The 21444-nt window shown below is 73.2% G+C and carries 19 protein-coding genes; 17 read left to right on the top strand and 2 right to left on the bottom strand.

The window, feature by feature from the left end:
• The first annotated feature begins 22 nt into the window (after positions 1-22).
• From murD to V5P93_RS27280, 17 genes are all read left to right on the top strand, one after another.
• Positions 23-1417 (top strand): UDP-N-acetylmuramoyl-L-alanine--D-glutamate ligase, encoded by a 1395-nt coding sequence (murD, locus tag V5P93_RS27360; RefSeq protein ID WP_104479765.1) that lies wholly within the window; start codon positions 23-25, stop codon positions 1415-1417.
• Complete coding sequence (gene ftsW / locus V5P93_RS27355; protein WP_104479766.1) at positions 1417-2892, top strand: putative lipid II flippase FtsW; 1476 nt, start codon at positions 1417-1419, stop codon at positions 2890-2892. Before murD ends, ftsW begins: the two co-directional genes overlap by 1 nt.
• Positions 2889-4028: an undecaprenyldiphospho-muramoylpentapeptide beta-N-acetylglucosaminyltransferase gene (murG, locus tag V5P93_RS27350; RefSeq protein ID WP_104479635.1), complete on the top strand. Its 1140-nt coding sequence runs from the start codon at positions 2889-2891 to the stop codon at positions 4026-4028. The genes ftsW and murG overlap by 4 nt, the downstream gene beginning before the upstream one ends.
• Complete coding sequence (gene murC / locus V5P93_RS27345; protein ID WP_104479636.1) at positions 4025-5461, top strand: UDP-N-acetylmuramate--L-alanine ligase; 1437 nt, start codon at positions 4025-4027, stop codon at positions 5459-5461. The genes murG and murC overlap by 4 nt, the downstream gene beginning before the upstream one ends.
• A 71-nt stretch (positions 5462-5532) precedes the next feature.
• Entirely contained in the window at positions 5533-6207 is a 675-nt protein-coding gene (locus V5P93_RS27340) for a cell division protein FtsQ/DivIB (RefSeq protein WP_245931315.1), read from the top strand.
• 88 nt (positions 6208-6295) lie between these two features.
• A complete protein-coding gene (locus tag V5P93_RS27335) occupies positions 6296-6802 on the top strand; it encodes a DinB family protein (RefSeq protein WP_104479767.1) in 507 nt (168 codons plus the stop codon).
• A gap of 182 nt (positions 6803-6984) precedes the next feature.
• Complete coding sequence (ftsZ, locus tag V5P93_RS27330) at positions 6985-8367, top strand: cell division protein FtsZ (RefSeq protein ID WP_104479638.1); 1383 nt, start codon at positions 6985-6987, stop codon at positions 8365-8367.
• A 110-nt stretch (positions 8368-8477) separates the two neighbouring features.
• Positions 8478-9182, top strand: a complete 705-nt coding sequence (gene pgeF, locus V5P93_RS27325; RefSeq protein WP_104479639.1) for a peptidoglycan editing factor PgeF — start codon at positions 8478-8480, stop codon at positions 9180-9182.
• A complete protein-coding gene (locus V5P93_RS27320) occupies positions 9179-9919 on the top strand; it encodes a YggS family pyridoxal phosphate-dependent enzyme (RefSeq protein WP_245931316.1) in 741 nt (246 codons plus the stop codon). The genes pgeF and V5P93_RS27320 overlap by 4 nt, the downstream gene beginning before the upstream one ends.
• A 124-nt stretch (positions 9920-10043) precedes the next feature.
• Complete coding sequence (locus V5P93_RS27315; RefSeq protein ID WP_104479640.1) at positions 10044-10697, top strand: cell division protein SepF; 654 nt, start codon at positions 10044-10046, stop codon at positions 10695-10697.
• 19 nt (positions 10698-10716) lie between these two features.
• The gene (locus V5P93_RS27310; protein ID WP_104479641.1) at positions 10717-11001 is read left to right on the top strand and encodes a YggT family protein; all 285 of its coding nucleotides are present in this window, start codon (positions 10717-10719) and stop codon (positions 10999-11001) included.
• 47 nt (positions 11002-11048) lie between these two features.
• Complete coding sequence (locus V5P93_RS27305) at positions 11049-11834, top strand: DivIVA domain-containing protein (RefSeq protein WP_104479642.1); 786 nt, start codon at positions 11049-11051, stop codon at positions 11832-11834.
• An 82-nt stretch (positions 11835-11916) separates the two neighbouring features.
• Positions 11917-12753: a hypothetical protein gene (locus tag V5P93_RS27300; RefSeq protein ID WP_104479643.1), complete on the top strand. Its 837-nt coding sequence runs from the start codon at positions 11917-11919 to the stop codon at positions 12751-12753.
• Positions 12754-12808: 55 nt separating this feature from the next.
• Positions 12809-14056, top strand: coding sequence for an MFS transporter (locus V5P93_RS27295; RefSeq protein WP_104479644.1), 1248 nt, complete (start codon positions 12809-12811; stop codon positions 14054-14056).
• Positions 14057-14061: 5 nt separating this feature from the next.
• Positions 14062-14715, top strand: coding sequence for a hypothetical protein (locus V5P93_RS27290; protein ID WP_104479769.1), 654 nt, complete (start codon positions 14062-14064; stop codon positions 14713-14715).
• Positions 14716-14943: 228 nt separating this feature from the next.
• The gene (gene ileS, locus V5P93_RS27285; protein WP_104479645.1) at positions 14944-18090 is read left to right on the top strand and encodes an isoleucine--tRNA ligase; all 3147 of its coding nucleotides are present in this window, start codon (positions 14944-14946) and stop codon (positions 18088-18090) included.
• 150 nt (positions 18091-18240) lie between these two features.
• Complete coding sequence (locus tag V5P93_RS27280; RefSeq protein ID WP_374065092.1) at positions 18241-19854, top strand: penicillin-binding transpeptidase domain-containing protein; 1614 nt, start codon at positions 18241-18243, stop codon at positions 19852-19854.
• Between the two features lie 53 nt (positions 19855-19907).
• Here the strand turns inward: V5P93_RS27280 and V5P93_RS27275 are convergent, their stop codons facing one another.
• Both V5P93_RS27275 and V5P93_RS27270 read right to left on the bottom strand, forming a co-directional pair.
• Entirely contained in the window at positions 19908-20486 is a 579-nt protein-coding gene (locus tag V5P93_RS27275; RefSeq protein ID WP_245931318.1) for a class F sortase, read from the bottom strand.
• A complete protein-coding gene (locus V5P93_RS27270) occupies positions 20483-21334 on the bottom strand; it encodes a DUF4397 domain-containing protein (protein WP_181043526.1) in 852 nt (283 codons plus the stop codon). Before V5P93_RS27270 ends, V5P93_RS27275 begins: the two co-directional genes overlap by 4 nt.
• Positions 21335-21444 lie beyond the last annotated feature (110 nt).

Genomic DNA, 21444 nt, shown 5'->3' with positions numbered 1-21444 from the left:
CCCCGGGGAGCATTGGGCGGGCCTGGTCACCGGTCGCCGGGTCCTGGTGGCCGGTGCCGGGGTGACGGGGCGCTCGGTGGCCGCCGCGCTGGTCGCGATGGGCGCCGAGGTCACCGTGACCGACGCGAACGCCGACCGGTTGGCCGAACTCGCCGACACCGGCGCCGCGCTCGTCCCGGGCCTGGCCGAACCGCCACCGGGCACCGACCTCGTGGTCACCAGCCCCGGCTGGCACCCGACCAGCCCCCTGCTGGTCGCCGCCGCGACCGCGGGCGTCGAGGTGATCGGCGAGATCGAGCTGGCCTGGCGGATGTCGGCCCGGCTGCCGGAACCGCCCGCGTGGTTGGTCGTGACCGGCACCAACGGCAAGACCACCACCGTCTGCATGCTGGAGTCGATCCTCAAGGCCGCCGGTCTCAACGCGGTCGCGTGCGGGAACGTGGGCCTGCCCGTGGTCGACGCCATCCGCGCCGGGCACGAGGTCTTGGCAGTGGAGCTGTCCAGCTTCCAACTGCACTGGCAGTCCTCCCTGCGCGCGGAAGCCTCGGTGGTGCTCAACGTCGCCGAGGACCACCTCGACTGGCACGGGTCCCTAGAGGAGTACGCGCGCGCCAAGGGCCGCGCGCACAACGGCGCCAAAACCGTGGTGCACAACCTCGCCGACGAGTGGTCGACCCGACTGGCCGCGGAGCACGACGGCACCCGGGTCGGCTTCGGCCTGGGCGTGCCCCGGCCCGGTGAGCTCGGGCTCGTCGAGGACCTGCTGGTGGACCGGGCTCTCGTCGCCGACCCGGCCAACGCGGCCGAGGAACTCGCCGCGCTGGCCGACGTGCGACCGGCCGGACCGCACAACGTCGCCAACGCGCTCGCCGCCGCCGCGCTCGCCCGCGCGCACGGCGTGCCGCCGGAGGCCGTCCGCGAGGGCTTGCGCGCCTTCGTGCCCGGCGCGCACCGCGCGGTCCCGGTGGGCGCCGTCGACGGCGTCGAGTTCGTCAACGACTCCAAGGCGACCAACCCGCACGCCGCCGCCGGTTCGCTGCTGGCCTTCGGGTCGGTGGTGTGGGTCGCGGGCGGCCAGCTCAAGGGCGCGAGCGTGGACGACCTGGTCCAGCGGGTCGCCGGGCGGCTGCGCGGGGTGGTGCTGCTGGGCGCGGACGCGGGCGTGTTCGCCGCGTCACTGGCGCGACACGCCCCGGATGTCCCCGTCGAGCGGGTGGCTCCGGGAGACGATGAGGCCATGATCGCAGCGGTCCGCGCGGCAGGCGCAATGGCACGATCGGGTGATGTCGTACTGCTCGCGCCCGCCGCCGCCTCCCTGGACATGTACGCCAACTACGCCCACCGCGGCGACGCGTTCGTCGCCGCGGTCGACCGGTGGCGCGGCGAGAGGGACAGCGGCCCCGCCGGGGGTCGGTGATGGTCGCCGTCCCGGACACCGCGCCCGCCCGGCCGCGGCGGGCCTCGCGCGTCCCCCGCCGGGTCAGCGCCATCCGCGTCGCGCTCACCGGCTGGCTGGGCAGGCCGCTGGCCTCCTTCCACGTGGTGCTGGCGATCTTCACGCTGCTGACCGTGCTCGGCCTGGTCATGGTGCTGTCCGCGTCGCCGGTGGTGTCGCTCAACACCGGCGCGGGCCTCTACACGGTCTTCAAGAAGCAGCTGCTCTACGTCCTCATCGGCGCGGTGCTGTTCTGGGTGTGCCTGCGGGTCCCCCTGGCCCGCATCCGCGCGCTGAGCCCGTCCTCGATCGTCGTGGGCCTGGTGCTGCTCGCGGTCGTGCTGACCCCGTTGGGCGTCAAGAGCAACGGCGCGCAGAGCTGGTTCCGGTTGGGCCCCATCTCCTTCCAGCCCATCGAGCTGTGCAAGCTGGCGCTGGCGCTGTGGGGCGCGCACGTGCTGGTCACCAAGAAGGCCGTGCTGCACAAGTACCGGCACCTGCTGGTGCCCGTGCTCCCGGTGGCGCTGCTGATGTTCGCGCTCGTCATGCTCCAGCCCGACCTCGGCGGCACGATCACCCTCGGCATCGTGCTCACCGCCCTGCTGTGGTTCGCGGGCGCCCCGATGCGGCTCTTCGGCGCGCTCGCCGCCGGGGGCATCGCGGGCGTCGCGCTCCTCGCGGTCGGCACCACCTACCGCCTCGACCGCGTGCTGAGCTTCCTCAGCCCGGACAAGGACCTCAGCGGCAAGGCGTTCCAGGCCCAGCAGGCCAAGCTCGCGCTGGCCGACGGCGGGTTCTTCGGCCGGGGCCTCGGGCAGGGACCGTCCAAGTGGAACTTCCTGCCCAACATCCACAACGACTTCATCTTCGCGCTCATCGGCGACGAGCTCGGCTTCGTCGGCTGCCTGGCCGTGCTGGGCCTGTTCGCGATGCTGGCCGTGGTCGGCATGCGCATCGCCACCCGCAACATCGACCCGTGGATCCGCATGGTCGCCGCCACCCTCACGGTGTGGCTGGTGGCCCAGGCCGCGATCAACATCGGCTACGTGATCGGGATCCTGCCGGTCACCGGCATCACGCTGCCGCTGATCTCCGCGGGTGGCACCTCGGTCGTGGTGACCATGATGGTGTTCGGCATCCTGGCCAACTGCGCGCGGCACGAGCCCGAGGCGGTGTCGGCGCTACGCTCGCAGGGACCGGGGCGCTTCGGCAAGCTCATGAAGCTGCCCGCGCCGGACCCGTACCAGCCGCCCAAGAAGCGCAAGCCCGCCCGACCGACCGCCCCGCCGCGGGGCGCCGACCGGCGCGGGGGCGTTCCGCCCCGTCGGAACGTGCCGCAGGCGGAGGGTCGCAGGCGGGCCCCGGAACGACAGGGATACAGCCGGGCGGGTGCGCCCCAGGCCCGGCAGAAGGCAACCCGCGGTAACCCGCGGGCACCTAAAGGAGGACGTCGTTGACCGTTGGTCCCACCGGTGGGAGTCAGCCGACCCGCAAGGGCCCGTGCGTGGTGGTCGCGGGGGGTGGCACGGCCGGGCACATCGAGCCCGCGCTGGCGCTGGCCGACGCGGTCCGGCGGCTGCGCCCGGACGCCCGAGTGGTCGCGCTGGGGACCGAGCGCGGCCTGGAGAAGACCATCATCCCCGCGCGCGGCTACCCGCTGGAGATGATCCCGCCCGTCCCCATGCCCCGGAAGCCGAACTTCGACCTGCTCAAGCTGCCGCTGCGCGTGCGCTCGGCGGTCAAGACCACCCGTGACGTGCTCGACCGGGTCGGCGCCGACGTCGTGGTCGGCTTCGGCGGCTACGTGGCGCTGCCCGCCTACCTGGCCGCCCGCGGCCGGGTGCCGATCATCGTGCACGACTCCAACGCCAAGGTCGGCCTGGCCAACAAGGTCGGCGCCCGGTTCGCCGAGCGGGTCGCGGTCGCCGTCGAGGACTCCGGCCTGCCCGACGCCGAGGTGATCGGCATCCCGCTCCGCGAGTCGATCATCAACCTGGACCGGGCCGCGCTGCGCGCCCGGGCCCGGGAGTTCTTCGGCCTCGACCCGCACGCCCCGACGCTGCTGGTGTTCGGCGGCTCGCAGGGCGCCCGCACGATCAACAACGCGGTCTCCGGCGCGGCGCGCGACCTGGCCGACGCGGGCATCGGCGTGCTGCACGCGCACGGCCCCAAGCACACCCTCGCGGTGCAGTCGGTGCCCGGCAGGCCGCCGTACGTCACGGTGTCCTACCTGGAGCGCATGGACCTGGCCTACGCGGCGGCCGACGCCGTCGTGTGCCGGGCGGGCGCCATGACGGTGGCCGAGGTGTCGGCGGTGGGCCTGCCCGCCGTCTACGTGCCGCTGCCGATCGGCAACGGCGAGCAGGCGCACAACGCCAAGCCGGTCGTGCGCAACGGCGGCGCGCTGCTGGTCGACGACGCCGACTTCACCCCGTCGAAGGTCGCCGAGCTGGTCGTCCCGATCCTCACCGACCACCGCAGGCAGGTCGACATGGCCACCGCCGCGCGCGGCACCGGGCACCGCGAGGCCGCCGACGTGCTGGCCCGCATGGTCCTCGACGCGGCGTTCAAACACTCGGGCCGCTCGTCGTGAGCGGCCCGCTCGACCGCGCGCGCCAGGTCGACCCGCTCGACCGCGCGCACCTGGTCGGCATCGGCGGCGCGGGCATGAGCGGCATCGCCCGCATCCTGCTCGCCCGCGGCCACGCGGTGTCCGGCTCCGACGCCAAGGAGACCCGCGCGTTCCTGACGCTGCGGGCCCAGGGCGCGCGCATCGCCGTCGGGCAGGCGGCCGACAACCTCGACCTGCTGCCCGGCGGTCCCACCGCGGTCGTGGTGTCCACCGCGATCAAGGAGACCAACCCGGAGCTGGTCGAGGCGCGGCGGCGCGGCCTGCCCGTGCTGCACCGGTCGGAGGCGCTGGCCGCGCTGATGGCGGGGCACCGCGTCGCGTGCGTCGCGGGCACCCACGGCAAGACGTCGACCACGTCGATGCTCACCGTGGCGTTGCAGCACTGCCGCCTGGACCCGTCGTTCGCCATCGGCGGCGACCTCAACGAGTCCGGCGCCAACGCCCACCACGGCACCGGCGGGATCTTCGTCGCCGAGGCCGACGAGAGCGACGGGTCGTTCCTGGCTTTCACCCCGTCGGTCGCGGTGGTAACCAACGTCGAGGCCGACCACCTCGACCACCACGGCACCGTCGACGCCTACGTGGCCGTGTTCGACCGGTTCCTCGACCGGCTCGCCCCCGGCGGTGTGCTGATCACCTGCGCGGACGACCCCGGTGCCGTGGCGCTGGCCGCGCGGGCCGCCGCCAAGGGCCTGCGGGTGCGCCGCTACGGCCGGGCCGCCACCGCGCCGGGCGACGCCACGCTGCTGGACTACCGGCCCGCCGACGGCGGTGGCCTGGCCCGGGTGTCGCTGGACGGCCAGGAGATCGAGCTGGGCGTCGCGGTGCCCGGTGAGCACATGGCGGGCAACGCGCTCGCCGCGCTGCTGGCCGGGCTGGAGCTGGGCGCCCCGCTGGCCGGGCTGGGCGCGGGCATCGCCGCGTTCGGCGGCGTGCGCAGGCGGTTCGAGTACAAGGGCGCGGCGGCGGGGGTGCGCGTCTACGACGACTACGCCCACCACCCCACGGAGGTCGACGCCCAGTTGCGCGCGGTCCGGCCCGCCGCGGGCGACGGGCGCGTCGTAGTGGTGTTCCAGCCGCACATGTACTCGCGCACCAAGACGTTCGCGCGCGAGTTCGGCGCCGCCCTGTCCCTGGCCGACGAGGTCGTCGTGCTCGACGTGTTCGGCGCCCGCGAGGAGCCCGAGCCCGGTGTCAGCGGCGCGCTCGTCGCCGACGCCGTCGACCTGCCCGCCGGTCAGGTGCACTACGAACCCGCCTTCGACCGCGTACCCGGCCTGGTCGCCGGGCTCGTGCGCGAGGGCGACCTGGTGCTCACCATGGGCGCGGGCGACGTGACCATGCTCGGCCCCGAGGTGCTCGCCGCCCTGGAACCCGGGTCGGGCACCCCGTGACCGGCGCCGCCCCCGGGCGGGTGGGTGGCCGCGCGCGGCGCGGGCCACGCCGGAAGGCCGCGCGCCGACCGGTGCGGACCGCGACCGCGCTGCCGGTCCTGTCCACCCGCCGGTGGGCGGTGCTGGGCACCATGGCGGTGGTCACCGTCGTGGTGTGCCTGGTGTTCTTCACCCCGGTGTTGGGGGTGCGCGCGATCGAGGTGACCGGTGTCCAGGGGCTCACCCCGGACGAGGTCCGCGCCGCGGCGGCCGTGGAGAGCGGCACGCCGCTGGTGCGGGTCGACACCGACGAGGTGGCCACCCGGATCCGGCAGCTGCCCAGGGTCGGCACGGTCGAGGTGCGCCGGTCGTTCCCCGGCACGCTGGAGGTGGCGATCACCGAGCGGACCCCGGTCGCGGTCGTCGTCGCGCACGACGGCGCCCACCTGCTCGACGCGGCCGCGGTCGACTACGGCGTGCTCAAGGCGCCACCGGCCGGGTTGCCGACGCTGGACTCCGGCGGCGAGCAGGCGACCAGGGGCGCGGTGACGGTGTTGGCCGCGATCCCGCCGCAGCTGTCGAAGCAGGTCGTGTCGGTCACCGCGCGCACGCCCAGCGACATCCGCCTGAACCTCGCCGACGGCCGCGCGGTCAAGTGGGGCGACTCGGACAACACCCGGCGCAAATCCGCCGTCCTGGCCGCGTTGTTGTCCCAGGAGGGCAAGACCTTCGACGTGGCCGCCCCGGACTTCCCGACCATCTCCTAGGCGCGGGCGTCCCGACCGTGCGGTGTCCGGAATGGATGATCGCTAAACCCGGGTGCGCCACCGGTCCCGGTCCGCCAGACTCCGCCGCATGACCGCACCGGATACCCGAGTCGCCCCGCCCTACGCGGGCGGCGAACTCGACCAGCTCAACGCCTTCCTCGACTTCCTCCGCGCCACGATCGCCCGGAAGTCCGAGGGCCTGTCCGAAGCGGACGCGCACCGCTCGGTGCTGCCCTCGCCGCTGATGACCGTCGCCGGACTGCTTTCGCACCTGCGCTGGGTCGAGGCCTACTGGTTCGACACCGCGCTCGCGGGCAACCCCGACCGCGCCCCCTACAGCAAGGAACACCCGGACGGCGAGTTCGAGATCGCCGCCGAACTGACCCTGGACCAACTGCTCGCCGACTACGCCGAGCAGTGCGCCCGCAGCCGCGAGATCATCGCCGGACTGGCGCTCGACGACACCGTCCCCTTTCGCGGTGACCAGCGCCTCAACCCGCGTTGGGTGCTGCTGCACATGATCGAGGAGACCGGCAGGCACGCGGGCCACCTCGACGTCATCCGCGAATTGCTGGACGGCGCCACGGGCGAGTGAAACGGTGATCTTGCACGGTCGGTGACGAACAACCGGGACCTCCCACGGCGTGGCGGCTGGATCGCGGCGAGTCCTGTGCATACCTTCCTTGCCAGGTCCGGGGTTGACATAACTCTCACTCTCTGGTTGAGGTCGAGGGTCCGGATCCGCACAGCAGGACCACGAAAAGGAAGGCGGCTTCGATGACGCCCCCGCACAACTACCTCGCCGTGATAAAGGTCGTCGGCATCGGTGGCGGCGGCGTGAACGCCGTCAACCGGATGATCGAGGTCGGCCTCAAGGGCGTCGAGTTCATCGCGGTGAACACCGACGCGCAGGCGCTGCTGATGTCGGACGCCGACGTCAAGCTCGACATCGGCCGCGAGCTGACCCGCGGTCTCGGCGCGGGCGCCAACCCCGAGGTCGGGCACAAGGCCGCCGAGGACCACCGCGAGGAGATCGAGGAGGTCCTCAAGGGGGCCGACATGGTCTTCGTGACCGCGGGCGAGGGCGGCGGCACCGGCACCGGCGGCGCGCCCGTGGTCGCCTCCATCGCGCGCAAGCTCGGTGCGCTGACCATCGGCGTGGTCACCCGGCCGTTCTCCTTCGAGGGCAAGCGCCGGGCCCGGCAGGCCGAGGACGGCATCACCGAGCTGCGCAACGAGTGCGACACGCTCATCGTCATCCCGAACGACCGGCTGCTGCAGCTCGGCGACGTCGGGGTGAGCCTGATGGACGCGTTCCGCTCCGCCGACGAGGTCCTGCTCTCCGGTGTCCAGGGCATCACCGACCTGATCACCACCCCGGGTCTGATCAACCTCGACTTCGCCGACGTCAAGTCCGTGATGTCCGGCGCGGGCAGCGCGCTGATGGGCATCGGGTCCGCGCGCGGCGAGGGCCGGGCGGTCACCGCCGCCGAGAAGGCCATCAACTCGCCGCTGCTGGAGGCCTCGATGGACGGCGCGCACGGCGTGCTGCTGGCCATCGCGGGCGGTTCCGACCTCGGCCTGTTCGAGATCAACGAGTCGGCGTCGCTGGTGCAGGAGGCCGCGCACCCCGAGGCCAACATCATCTTCGGCACGGTCATCGACGACTCCCTCGGCGACGAGGTCCGGGTCACGGTGATCGCCGCGGGCTTCGACAGCGGCGGCCCGACGCACAAGAAGCTCGACCCGACGGCCTTCGGGTCCCGGGCGGGCGCCGCGTCGAACACCGCGGCGCAGGCGCCGGTCGCCCCCGCGCCCGTGGAGCAGGCGCCCGCGCCGGTGCAGCAGGTCCAGCCGCCCCAGCCGCAGGTGACCCAGCAGGCCTACCAGCCCGCGCCGGTGCAGCAGGTCCAGCCGGTCCAGCCCGCGCACACCCAGCACGCGCAGCCGGTCCAGCAGGCGCAGCACGTCCAGCCGGTGCAGCAGGCGCCGCAGCCGGTGCACCTGCCGCAGCAGCACTCACAGGTCCAGCCGGAGCCCAGCTCCTACCGGGCGGGGGAGTACCAGGCCGCGCGGCAGGGCGGGATCGGCGGCAGGCACGTGCCGGTCACCGAGGACCCGGACGACGAGGTCGACGTCCCGCCGTTCATGCGCCGGTAAGCGGCCGGACAGCGCGCTCGGAGACAGACCGAAGACCCCGGCGGCCCACGCCGGGGTCTTCGGCGTGTGCGCGCTAAGTTGGCTGGCACGGACGAGGGACGGGAGCACGGGTGCGGATTCGTCGGGTGGTCACCACGCGGGAGGGCGGGGCGTCCGCGCCGCCGTACGAGTCGTTCAACCTCGGCGACCACGTCGGGGACGACCCGGCCGCGGTGGCCGCCAACCGCGCGCGGCTGGCCGGGGAGCTGGGGCTGCCCGCCGAGCGTCTCGTGTGGATGGAGCAGGTGCACGGCCGCACCGCCGCCGTCGTGCGCGAGCCCGCCCCGGACAAGCTGGAGGCCACCGACGCCGTGGTCACCGCCGAGCCCGGCCTGGCGCTGGTCGTGCTGGTGGCCGACTGCGTGCCGGTGCTGCTCGCCGACCCCGAGGCGGGTGTGGTCGCGGCCGTGCACGCGGGCCGGGTCGGTGCCCGGATCGGCGTCGTCCCCGCCGCGCTGGCCGCGATGGCCGAGGCGGGCGCGGACGTGCGCAGGCTGGAGGTCCTGCTCGGGCCGTCGATCTGCGGCGAGTGCTACGAGGTGCCCGCCGACATGCAGGCCGATGTGGAGCGCCACGTGCCCGGCAGCGCCTGCCGCACCCGCAAGGGCACCCCGGGGCTCGACCTGCGCGCGGGCCTGTGGCGCCAGCTCGCCGACGCGGGCGTGGCGCGCATCGGCATCGACCCGCGGTGCACGAACGAGGAGCGCGCGCTGTTCAGCCACCGCAGGGAAGGGACCACTGGGCGATTGGCCGCGGTCACCTGGGTGGAGCCGTGACCGACCGGGACACCGGCCGCGCGGCCGAGATCGCCGCCAACCTCGCCGAGGTCCGCGCCCGCGTCGACGCCGCCTGCGCCCGCGCGGGCCGGGACCCGGCCGGGGTGCGGCTGCTGGCCGTCACCAAGACCTTCCCCGCCGCCGACGCCGCCGCGCTGCTCGACCTCGGTGTGCGCGACCTCGCCGAGAACCGCGAGCAGGAGGCCGGGCCCAAGACCGACGAGGTGGCCGCGTTGCGCCCCGGCGCGGCCCCGCGCTGGCACATGGTCGGCAGCCTCCAGCGCAACAAGGCCCGCGCGGTGGTGCGCTGGGCGGCCGAGGTGCAGTCCGTGGACTCCGACCGCCTCGCCGAGGCGCTGGGCCGCGCCGCGGCCAACGCGATCGCGGCGGGCGAGCGGACCGCGCCGCTCGACGTGTTGCTCCAGGCGAGCATCGACGGCGACCCCGCGCGCGGCGGCTGCCCACTCGACGGGCTCCCGGAGCTCGCCGAGCGGGTAATTCGATCGAGTGATCTTCGCCTCCGCGGGATCATGGCCGTGGCGCCGCTGGGCACAGAACCCCGGGCGGCGTTCGCACGTCTTGCGGATGCGGCCGGGCGGCTGCGGGCCGAGTTCCCCTCGGCCGTCGAGCTGTCCTGCGGCATGAGTAACGATCTCGAGGACGCGATCGAGTACGGGTCGACGTGCGTGCGTGTCGGAACCGCCCTGCTGGGGGGCCGCGGGTTAGCCTCCCCATAGCAAGAACGGTCCCCGATGGGCAAGATCGGCCGGGACAGGACCAGTGTCGGCCGCCCGGGTTGAGTTCGACCGGGACGTGGTAGTCGCAAGCGCTGGGCCACGCTCGGGGAGTCGGAGGAACGCCATGAGTACCTTGCAGAAACTGAAGGCCTACTTCGGCATGGTCCCGGCCGACGAGCTCGACGACTACGACGCCGAGGAGTACGACCGGCGCGGCTACCACCGCCCCGAGTACGCCGCGGACGACGAGTTCGACGAGTACCAGGGCGGTCGCCGCCGCTGGTTCGGCGGGCAGCAGCGCCCCGGCTACCGGGACGAGATCGAGGACGACTACGAGCCCGCCGAGCGGCCCCGGCCCCGGCAGGTGTGGTCGCCCGCGGCCCAGGCCGACACCGGCAACCACGGCGCCCAGACCCACGGGGCGCTGGCCGTGGACGCCCGCCGCGACCCGGGACCGCGCACCCGCGCGCCCGAGCCGCAGGCGCCTGCGGCGTACCCGCTCGGCCGGGTCGTCACGCTGCACCCGCGCAGCTACATCGAGGCGCGGACCATCGGCGAGCACTACCGCGACGGCCGCCCGGTCATCATGAACCTGACCGAGATGGACGACGCGGACGCCAAGCGGTTGGTCGACTTCGCCGCCGGGCTCGCGTTCGCCATGCGCGGCGCCATGGACAAGGTCACCAACAAGGTGTTCTTGATCTCACCGCCGAACGTCGACCCGACGGCGGAGGACAAGCGCAGGCTGGCCGAGGGTGGATTCGCCTCCCGGAGCTGAGTGATGGCAGAGTTGACCCGTGGAACCACTGCTCCTCGCCCTCTATTGGGTGCTCTTCGCCTTCTGGCTGCTGCTCACCGCGCGCGTCGTGGTGGAGATGGTCCGGATGTTCGCCAGGGAGTGGCGTCCGGCGGGTGGGGTTGCGGTGACGCTGGAGACCATCTACACAGTGACCGACCCTCCGGTGCGTTTGGTTCGTCGGCTCATCCCGACGATCCGGATCGGCGGCGTCGGCCTGGACCTATCGATTATGGTGCTGCTGTTGGTCGTGTTCATTCTGATGCGACTGGCGTATCCCAGGTGACGGGGAAACCTGGGTGCCTGCAGCCCTGGAGTGCGTGAGGTGATCAGATGTCGTTGACCCCCGCTGACGTGCACAACGTCGCGTTCAGCAAGCCTCCCATCGGCAAGCGGGGCTACAACGAGGACGAGGTGGACGCGTTCCTCGACTTGGTCGAGGTGGAGTTGTCCCGCCTGATCGAGGAGAACAACGACCTGCGCGCGCAGGTCGAGCAGCTCGACGCGCAGCTCGAGTCGGCCCGCGCCGACCTCGAGGACGCCCGTTCCAGCGCCTCCGTGGCGCCCGTGCGGGCCCCCGAGGAGCCCCGGCGCCTGCAGCCGGTCCCGCCGCCCAGCTCGCTGGAGCAGACCAGCCCCGGCGGTGGCGGCGACCACCACGTGCAGGCGGCGAAGGTGCTCGGCCTGGCCCAGGAGATGGCCGACCGGCTCACCGGCGAGGCCAAGGCCGAGGCCGACGGCATGCTGGCCGAGGCGCGGGCGAAGTCCGACACCATGGTCAACGAGGCGCGCACCCGCGCCGAGACCATGCTCAACGACGCGCGCACCCGGGCCGACACGCTGGAGCGGCAGGCCCGCGAGAAGGCCACCACGCTGGAGCGCGACGCCCAGCGCCAGCACACCGAGATCATCGGTGCGGTGCAGGCCGAGCGCACCACGCTGGAGAAGAAGATCGACGAGCTGCGCACGTTCGAGCGCGAGTACCGCACCCGCCTGAAGACCTTCCTGGAGTCCAGCCTGCGTGAGCTGGGCGACCGGGGTTCCGCCGCGCCGACCACCGAGGCGCGCGCGGGGCAGCAGAGCGGCTACTCGTTCGGCCCCCGGGCCGAGGCTGGCTGACGGCTCGGGCGCGGGGGTGGTGTGACCGGGTGAACCCGGTCCGCCCCGCTCACCGCGCCCGGGGCCGTTCGGCTGCGGACCCATGGTCTTAGCCCTCGTCCTGCTGCTGGTGCTCGCCGCCCTCGGGCTGCTGATCGCCGCGCTCACCACGGCCAACACGCTGTGGGCCTGGATCTCGGTCACCATCTCGGTGGTGGCCGCGGTGATCCTGGTGGTCGACTGGGTCGGCGCCCGCCGCCGACGCCGGGCGGCCGCGGACGCCGAACCGACGGCCACCCGCGACACCGGGATCGCCTCGTCCCCCGCCGGGACGGGTGCCGCCGCGGACCGCGACGACCTCGACGTCGACCCGTTCACCGACCAGGGACCGCCGTCCGGCGATCTCGCCTGGCTCGGCGCGGACGCGCCGCCGGAGCGGGCCCCGGACAACCGGACCCCGGTCGGGTACACCTCGGGCAGCCAGACCCCGGGCAGCCAGACCCCGGGCAGTCCGGCTTCGGGCAGTCGGACTTCGGGCAGCCGGTCCGCGGACATCGGCGACGACCAGCTCGAAGCCACGGGTTTCCACGCGCCGCCGTCGCGGTTCGAGGACTCCGGGCAGCACGAGCCCGTCGCGCTCGCCGACCTCCCGACCAACCTGGACCCGGACCGCGAGCCGCCGGAGGAGGCGACCGACGCGGCGGACCTGCTGATCGTCGCCGACCTGCGGGTCGACGTGCGGGTCCTCGACGAGCGGCCGCGCTACCACCTGCCGCGCTGCGCGTGGCTGGGCGCCCGCCCGTCGATCACCCTGCCCGCCGCCGAGGCCAGGGAACTCGGGTTCACCCCCTGCGCGATCTGCACCCCGGACGCCGTGCTCGCCGCCCGGCACCGCGAGGGCCGGGGTCCCCGACAGCCGCGCCCCACCGACGCGGGGTGACCGGCGTCACCCCCGAATTCCCCCACGGGAGCGGGGGCGTCGGCATCCTGGGCTGATGGCCGATGTGACCACCGACACCCGCCCCGGGCCCGACTTCACCCGGTTGTGGTGGTCCTCCGCGGCGACCAACCTCGCCGACGGCGTGGTGATCGCCGCCGGGCCGCTGCTGGTCGCCTCGCTCACCCGCGACCCGGTCGCGATCGGTGCCGCCGCGTTCGCGCAGAACCTGCCGTGGCTGCTGTTCTCGTTGGTCAGCGGCGCGCTGGTGGACCGCTGGGACCGGCGCCGCGTGCTGGTCGCGGTCAACGCCTTCCGCGCCGCGCTGATCGGGGTCCTGGTCGCCGCGATCGCCGTGGACGCGCTCACCGTGTGGTTGGTCTACGCGGTGTTCTTCCTGCTGGGCACCGCCGAGACGCTGGTCGACACGGCGGCCAGCGCGCTGGTGCCCGACATCGTCGCGGTGGCCGCGCTGCCCACCGCCAACGCCCGGCAGCAGGCGGTCGGAATCGTCGGCAACATGCTCGTCGCCCCGCCGATGGGGGCCGCGCTGTTCGCGGTCGCGGTCGCCCTGCCGTTCTGGGTGGACGCGGGCCTGTTCCTGGTCGGCGCGGTGGTCGCGGGCACCCTGCGGCACCGGCCGCCGCCGCGCCCGCGCGCGGCGGGCACCCGGATCCGCGCGGAGATCGCCGAGGGCGTGCGGTGGGCGTGGTCGCACCGGCTGCTGCGGGCGATGGCGGTGTCGCTGTGCCTGATGAACGTGCTGCTGATGGCGACGCTGGCGATCCTCGTGCTCTACGCCGAGCAGCGGCTCGGCCTCGACGAGGTCGGGTTCGGCCTGCTGTTCGCCGCGACCGCCGCGGGCGGGCTCATCGGGTCCGCGGTGGCGCCGTGGCTGCGCCGCCGCTTCGGCGACAGCCCGCTGGTGCGGGTCGGGCTGGTGATCGAGACCGCGACCCACTTCCTGCTGGCCACCACCACGGACCCGTGGGTCGCAGGCGCGGTCATCCTGGTGTTCGGGGTGCACGGCTCGGTGTTCGGCGTGGTGCTGACCTCGGCGCGGCAGCGAGCGGTACCGGAGGCCCTGCGCGGTCGGGTCGGCAGCGTCTACATGTTGCTGATCATCGGTGGTGCGGGCATCGGGTCACTGGTCGGTGGGTTTATCGCACGGGGGTACGGCATCACCGCGCCGTTCTGGGTCGCCGGGGTGGCCATGGTCGTGCTGACCGCGGCGGTCTGGCGTGTCTTCCGGCCTGCGGTGTTCGATGAGGCCCTGCCTGGGGAACAGGACCAACCGGAAGGGTGACCGCGATGCCGGTGGACGCCTACTGCGAGCGCACGGGGCCTGAGTTCTGGTCCGAGCCGGTCAACGCGTGGACGAACGCGGCGTTCCTGGTCGCGGCCTTCTTCGCCTATAGGGAGGTTCGGCGCCGGGGTGCGCCGTGGTGCGTGCGGGCGCTCGTAGTGGTGCTGGTGGCGATCGCGCTGGGGAGCTTCACCTTCCACACTGTGGCGACGCGGTGGGCGGCGGCGATGGACGTGACGCCGATCCTGGTCTTCATGATCACGTACGTGGTCGTGTTCCCGAAGCTGTTCCTCGAACTGCCGTGGCGGTGGGCCTGGCTGGGCTGCCCGCTGTTCGTCGGGTTCGCCGTGCTGGTGAACCTGATCGCGGGTGGGGGCGCCTTGGCGGGCGCGGGCGCGTACCTGCCCGCGCTGCTCGGCATGGTGGCGTTCGCGGTGATCCTGGCCGTGCGCGGTGAACGCGCCTACGCGCTGTGGTTCGCGGGCACCGCGGTGGTGTTCGGTGTGTCCCTCGCGCTGCGCACGGTCGACTCCCGGGTCTGCGGCGGCTTCCCGCTCGGTACGCACTTCGCCTGGCACCTGCTCAACGCGGTGGTCCTGTACCTGCTCATCCGGGTGGCGGTCGACCGCGCGGCAAAGCCGGTTGCGGACGAGGGTTAGACTCGAGGGCACATGGCGCTGATCCGGCTATCACCGGGGAGCCTCCGGAAGAACGGGCGTCAGCCCCAGTAGAACCGGACGGGACCGGCCCGTGACAGCCGGACGAACGAGTGGTCGCGGGCGTCGAGCCCGCGGCAAGCGGGGTGGTACCGCGGCGCGCGAGGGCAACGAGGTCCGCGCGAGTCGTCCCCGTGTGGGTCCGACCGATCCGTACGAGGAGTACCACCCATGGGTTACCCCAGGGCCTTTTCCGGCGAGCCGACCGTGCCCGCCCAGCCGTCGTTCCCCGAGTTGGAGACCGCGGTCCTGGACTACTGGTCCACCGACCGCACCTTCACCGCGTCCGTCGAGGCGCGCCCCGCGGGCGACAACGGCGCCAACGAGTTCGTCTTCTACGACGGCCCGCCGTTCGCCAACGGCCTGCCGCACTACGGCCACCTGCTGACCGGCTACGTCAAGGACCTGGTACCGCGCTACCAGACCATGCGCGGGCGCCACGTCGAGCGCCGCTTCGGCTGGGACACCCACGGCCTGCCCGCCGAGGTGGAGGCGGAGAAGCAGCTGGGCTTCTCGTCCAAGAGCGACATCGAGACCTTCGGCATCGACAAGTTCAACGACGCCTGCCGCACCTCGGTGCTGCGCTACACCGACCAGTGGCGCGACTACGTGACCCGCCAGGCCCGCTGGGTCGACTTCGACAACGACTACAAGACCCTCGACCTGGACTACATGGAGTCGGTCATGTGGGCCTTCAAGTCGTTGTACGACAAGGGTTTGGTCTACGAGGGCTTCCGCGTGCTCTGGTACTGCTGGCGCTGCGAGACGCCGCTGTCCAACACCGAGACCAAGATGGACGACACCTACCGCGACCGGCAGGACCCGGCGGTCACGGTGGGGCTGCGGCTGATCGCCCCGGGCACGGACCTCGACGGCGTCGAGGCTCTCGTGTGGACGACGACCCCGTGGACGCTGCCGTCCAACCTGGCCGCCGCCGTGCACGCGGACGTCGACTACGTCGTGGTGTCCGCGGGTGAGAAGCGCTACCTGCTGGCCGAGGCCCGCGTCGGCGCGTACGCGCGGGAACTCGGCGAGGACCCGGAGGTGTTGGCGCGCTACAAGGGCGCGGACCTGCTGGGCACCCGCTACCGGCCGCCGTTCGACTTCTTCGTCGGCCGCGAGAACGCGCACCAGGTGCTGGCGGCGGACTACGTGACCACCGAGGACGGTACGGGTGTCGTGCACATCGCCCCCGCCTTCGGTGAGGAGGACAAGCTCGTCACCGACGCGGCGGGCATCGAGGTCGTCATCCCGGTGGACCCGCACGGCCGGTTCACCGCCGAGGTCGCGCCGTACGAGGGCGTGCACGTCTTCGACGCCAACAAGCAGATCATCCGCGACCTCAAGGACGCGGGGCTGCTGCTGCGCCACGAGACCTACGACCACCCGTACCCGCACTGCTGGCGCTGCGACAACGCGCTGATCCAGCGCGCGGTGTCGTCGTGGTTCGTCGCGGTCACCCGGTTCAAGGACCGGATGGTCGAGCTGAACCAGCAGATCAACTGGGTGCCGGGGCACATCAAGGACGGCCAGTTCGGCAAGTGGCTGGAGAACGCCCGCGACTGGAACATCTCCCGCAACCGGTTCTGGGGCTCGCCGATCCCGGTGTGGGTCTCGGACGACCCGGACCACCCGCGCGTGGACGTCTACGGCTCGCTCGACGAGCTGGCCCGCGACTTCGGCGCGCGCCCGACCGACCTGCACCGCCCGGCGATCGACGAGCTGACCCGGCCCAACCCGGACGACCCGTCCGGGAAGTCCACCATGCGCCGGGTGCCCGAGGTGCTGGACTGCTGGTTCGAGTCCGGCGCGATGTCCTTCGCCCAGGTGCACTACCCGTTCGAGAACCGCGAGTGGTTCGAGGACCACTACCCGGGCGACTTCATCGTCGAGTACAACGGCCAGACGCGCGGCTGGTTCTACACCATGCACGTGCTGGCCACGGCGCTGTTCGACCGGCCCGCGTTCGTCAACTGCGTGGCGCACGGCATCGTGCTGGGCGACGACGGGCAGAAGATGTCCAAGTCGCTCAAGAACTACCCGGACGTCAACGAGGTCTTCGACCGCGACGGGTCGGACCCGATGCGCTGGTTCCTCATGGCCAGCCCGATCCTGCGCGGCGGCGACCTGGTCGTCACCGAGCGCGGCATCCGCGACGCGGTGCGGCAGGCGGTGCTGCCGCTGTGGAACTCGTACTACTTCCTCGCCCTCTACGCCAACGCCGAGGGCAAGGAGGGCACCTGGCGCACCGACTCGCCGCACGTGCTCGACCGGTACGCGCTGGCCAAGACCCGGCAGCTCGTCGAGTCGGTGACCGCCGCGCTGGACAACTACGACATCTCCGGCGCCTGCCAGACCGTGCGCGAGTACCTGGAGGTGCTGACCAACTGGTACGTGCGCCGCTCCCGGGACCGGTTCTGGGACGGCGACACCGACGCCATCGACACCCTGCACACCGTGCTGGAGGTCGTGGCCCGGGTGACCGCGCCGCTGCTGCCGCTCACCACCGAGGTCGTCTGGCGCGGTCTCACCGGTGGTCGCTCGGTGCACCTGACCGACTGGCCCGCCGCCGACGACCTGCCCGGTGACGACGCGCTCGTCGCGGGCATGGACCGGGTGCGGCAGGTCTGCTCGGCCGCGCTCGCGCTGCGCAAGGCCAACAAGCTGCGGGTGCGGCTGCCGCTGGCGAAGCTGCTGGTGGCCGCGGACGACGCCGAGGTGCTGGCGCCGTTCACCGACCTGATCCGCGACGAGGTCAACGTCAAGGCGGTGGAGCTGACCACGGACGTGGCCGCGCACGGCCACTTCGAGCTGGCGGTCAACGCCCGCGCCTGCGGCCCGCGGCTGGGTCCGGACGTGCAGAAGGTGATCAGGTCGGTCAAGGCGGGCGAGTGGTCGACCACCGAGACCGGGGCCGTGGTCGCGGCGGGCATCGAGCTGCTGGAGGGCGAGTACGAGCGGCGGCTGGTGGCCACCGACGCGGGCGCCACCGCCGAGCTGCCCGCGAGCTCGGGCCTGGTCGTGCTCGACACCGGGGTCACCGCCGAGCTGGCCGCCGAGGGCGTGGCCCGCGACGCGGTGCGCCTGGTGCAGCAGGCCCGCCGGGACGCCGGGTTGCAGGTCTCGGACCGGATTGCCTTGACCGTCGACGTTTCGGCCGCGCCGGACGCCGAGGCGCCTATTCGGGAATACCGTGAATACGTGGCGGGCGAGACCTTGGCCGATGTGGTCGAATTCGCGGGCGTCGGCGCGGGTGACGGTGTCTCCGGCACTGTCGGAGATGGCCTGCTCGTGCGTGTGAATGTGCGCAAGGCGTAACGAGAAGGCGTCGGAAAGGTGGCTTTCCCCGGCCGATCCGGTCGGGGAAAGCCGGTTCCTGGCAAGGTGTTCCCCGTTCGCGCGATAGTCGCGTGTTCTTTGGGGGATTTGGGGGTAGGCGTGTCCACGACGCGCAAACGTTGGGTTTTGGTGCTGAGCGGGGTCGTGGCGGTGGCGTTGATCGCCACTGCCGTCTTCTTCCTGGTACCGGGTAAGGCGGAGCCGCCGAAGGAGACCGCGGCGCCGGAGGTGCCCGCGTTCACGACGACCACCGAGGCCCCACCCGTGCTGCCAGTTTCGGCACCGGAGGTCGCGCGGGACTTCGCCACGGCGATCAGCGCGGACAACCTGGTCAGCGCGGGGATGTACACGGACGACCGGGCCGCCGCGACCAAGGGGTTGCAGGCCCTGGTCGGCACGGTCGACGCCAAGAGCGTGCAGGTCGAGGTCGTCACCCAGCCCGCGGAGGTGGGGGACCGCGCCACCGCCGGGTTGCGGTTCACCTGGTCGCTCAGGAGTCAGTCGTGGGCGTATTCCAGCGAGCTGCCGATGGTGAAGGCGCCGAACGGCGCCTGGGTCGTGCACTGGATGCCCACGATCGTCCACCCGAAGTTGGTGGACGGGAACCGGTTCGTCGTCGTGCTGGACTCCGCTTCGGCGCAGGGGAAGGTGGATCGTGACGGCGTCGAGATCCCGAACAGCGGCGACTTCGCCCCGCTGCTCACCCGCGCCCTCGCCGCCACCGACTCGGCGGGCGGCGGAGCGACCAACGGTGGCACCGCGGAGCCCGCGGTGCGCGTGGCCCTGCTCGACGCGGGCGGCAAGGAGATCGAGAACCTGTTCGGCGTGGTCAAGCCCGCCAAGGGGCCGGTCAAGACGACGTTGTCGGTAAAGGCGCAGTACGCGGCGCAGGAGGCCGTCGACTCGGTGTCCAAGCCCGCGTACCTGGTCGCGATCGACTCCAAGACGGGCGGCATCCTGGCCGTCGCGCAGAACCAGGCGGCCGGGTCGGCGCCCAAGGCGCTCAACGGGCTCTACGCGCCGGGGTCGACGTTCAAGGTCGCCACCGCCGCCGCGGTGCTCGGTTCGGGCACCGCGGACGTCAACACGGTCCTGCCGTGCCCGGGGTCGGCGGTGTTCGGCCAGCGGACCATCCGCAACGCGGGCTTCGACGACGGCGACGTGCCGCTGCACAAGGCGTTCGCCGACTCCTGCAACACCACCTTCGCGGGCCTGGCGACCAAGCTGCCGATGGACGCGCTGCCCAAGGCGGCCGAGCAGCTCGGCCTGGGCGCCGACTTCGAGGTGCCCGGGCTGACCACCCAGGCGGGCAAGGTCGTCGCGGCCGACAGCACGGCGGCGCAGGTGGAGAACTCGATCGGCCAGGGCACCGTGCAGGCCAGCCCGTTCGGCCTGGCGCTGATGTCGGCCACGGTCGCCCACGGCGGCGCGGTGACCCCGCAGCTGTTCGTCGATACCAAAACCGTGGTCCGCAAGGGGTACCGTGGACCGTCGGGCGCGGTCGTGGCCAACCTGCAATCGATGATGCGCGAGGTCGTCACCGCGGGCAGCGGCAAGGCGCTGCGCGGGTACGGCGCGGTGGCGGGCAAGACCGGGACGGCCCAGTTCGGCGGTGGTGCGCAAGCCCACGGCTGGTTCGCGGGTTACCGTGGGAACGTGGCGTTCGCGATCTTGGTCGAGGACGCGGGCACGTCGGCGCCCGCGGTGTCGGTGACCGGCGCGTTCCTCGGCGGACTGGGGTAGCGGGCGCGCGGATCGGTCGGTCCGGTTGGATGGACCGGACGAACCGGGCGGGATCAGCGGGACGGCGACGCGAACACCACGACGTTGTCCCGGTAGGACGACCGGCGGCGGTCGAACACGCCGCCGCAGGTGATCAACCGGAGGGCCGCGCCGGGGACCGGGCCGTAGACGGCCCCGGTGGGGAAGGCGTCCTTCGGGTGGCGCTGGACGGTGTCGACGGCGAAAACCGCGTCGGCACCGTCCGAGCGCCGCACCTCGACCAGGTCGCCGGGGCGCAGCTCGCGCAGCCGGGCGAACACCGCGGGCCCGTTCCGGGAGTCGACGTGGCCCGCCAGCACGGCCGGACCGGGGTCGCCCGGCGCGGAGCCGCCGGTGAACCAGCCGACGCGGGCGAAGTCGGCGGGCGCTTGGAGCTCGCCGCCCGCCGTGAGCCCGAGCGGGACCAGCGCGGACTCGTCGACCCCGATGGCCGGGATGCGCAGCCCGACGGGCCGCACCCGCTCGGCGGTGAGCGGCGCCGGCCCGGGCAGCGGTGCCCGGGGTGGGGCGGGCGCGGGGGCGGGGGCGCACGCGGTCAGCGCGACCGCGGTGAGCGCCGCGAGCAGGCGGCCCGGGGTGTCCACAGCGGTCACTCGGGCGCGCGCCGGTGGTGCCTGCGCGCGGCCAGCAGCGGCCGGTGCAGCAACCAGCAGATCAGGGCGAGGATCACGGCCGTGGTCGGCCAGAACCTCGGCTCCGCGACGGAGGTCCCGCCCGCGCCGGTCTCCACGCCGCGCAGCGGGGTGGCCGCGGCGCCTGCGCTGTCGACGAGCGCCGTGGTGGTGAGCGCGCCACCGGTCTCGGTGGCCAGCAGCGTGGTGGCGCTGCCCGCGCGGACGTCGACGGACACGGTGGTCTCCGCGGGCTCGGCGGACCCGCCGCGCAGGCGGACGGTGTAGCGGCCCTCGGCGAGGTCGGTGTACGGGCCGGTGAGCCCGTAGGCCGCGCGGTCGGCCAGCCGCGCCTCGGCGGCGGACCCCGGCAGGCCGACCTCGGCGGTCACCGGGGCCAGCGTCGGACTGCCCTGGACCAGCCGGAGCCTGCCGGTCCCCGGCGGCGGCGCGGACAGGTCGTCGATGACGAGGTCCTCGCGCAGCGCGCCCCCGGGGCCCGTGGCGAAGACGAGCAGGGAGTACGCCGTGCCGGGCGTGATCCGCACGGTGGCGCTGAGCGCGGCCGGGGTGTCGGCACCGGTCCCCGGCGCGCGCATCGACACCGTGTACGCGCCCGCCGGGAGGGCGGTGTAGGGCGTCACGGCGCCGTAGCCCGCCTTGCGCACCAGCACCTCGTCGGCGCCGCCGAACGGCGCGAGGTGGACGTCGACGGGCGGGGCGGCGGGGGAGAGGTGCCCGAGCCGCACCCAACCCTGGGCGGGTTGCGCGGCGGCCTGCCGGGGTACCAGCAGGGCGAGAACGGCGACCATCGCGCCTGCGACGCGCATCGCGGGGTTTCCTTTCCGGGCAGCCGGTGGGGATCGGGTAGTCGGTTGATCTTGGTGGGTCACCGGGTCCATCGCGCAGGCGGCGTGTGGCGCAAGGGGGGTCCGCGCGG

This window comes from Actinokineospora auranticolor (assembly GCF_041897805.1).
GTDB classification, from domain to species: domain Bacteria; phylum Actinomycetota; class Actinomycetes; order Mycobacteriales; family Pseudonocardiaceae; genus Actinokineospora; species Actinokineospora auranticolor.
The sequence above is the reverse complement of the archived record's forward strand: the minus strand, read 5'-3'. Positions and strand labels throughout refer to the sequence as shown.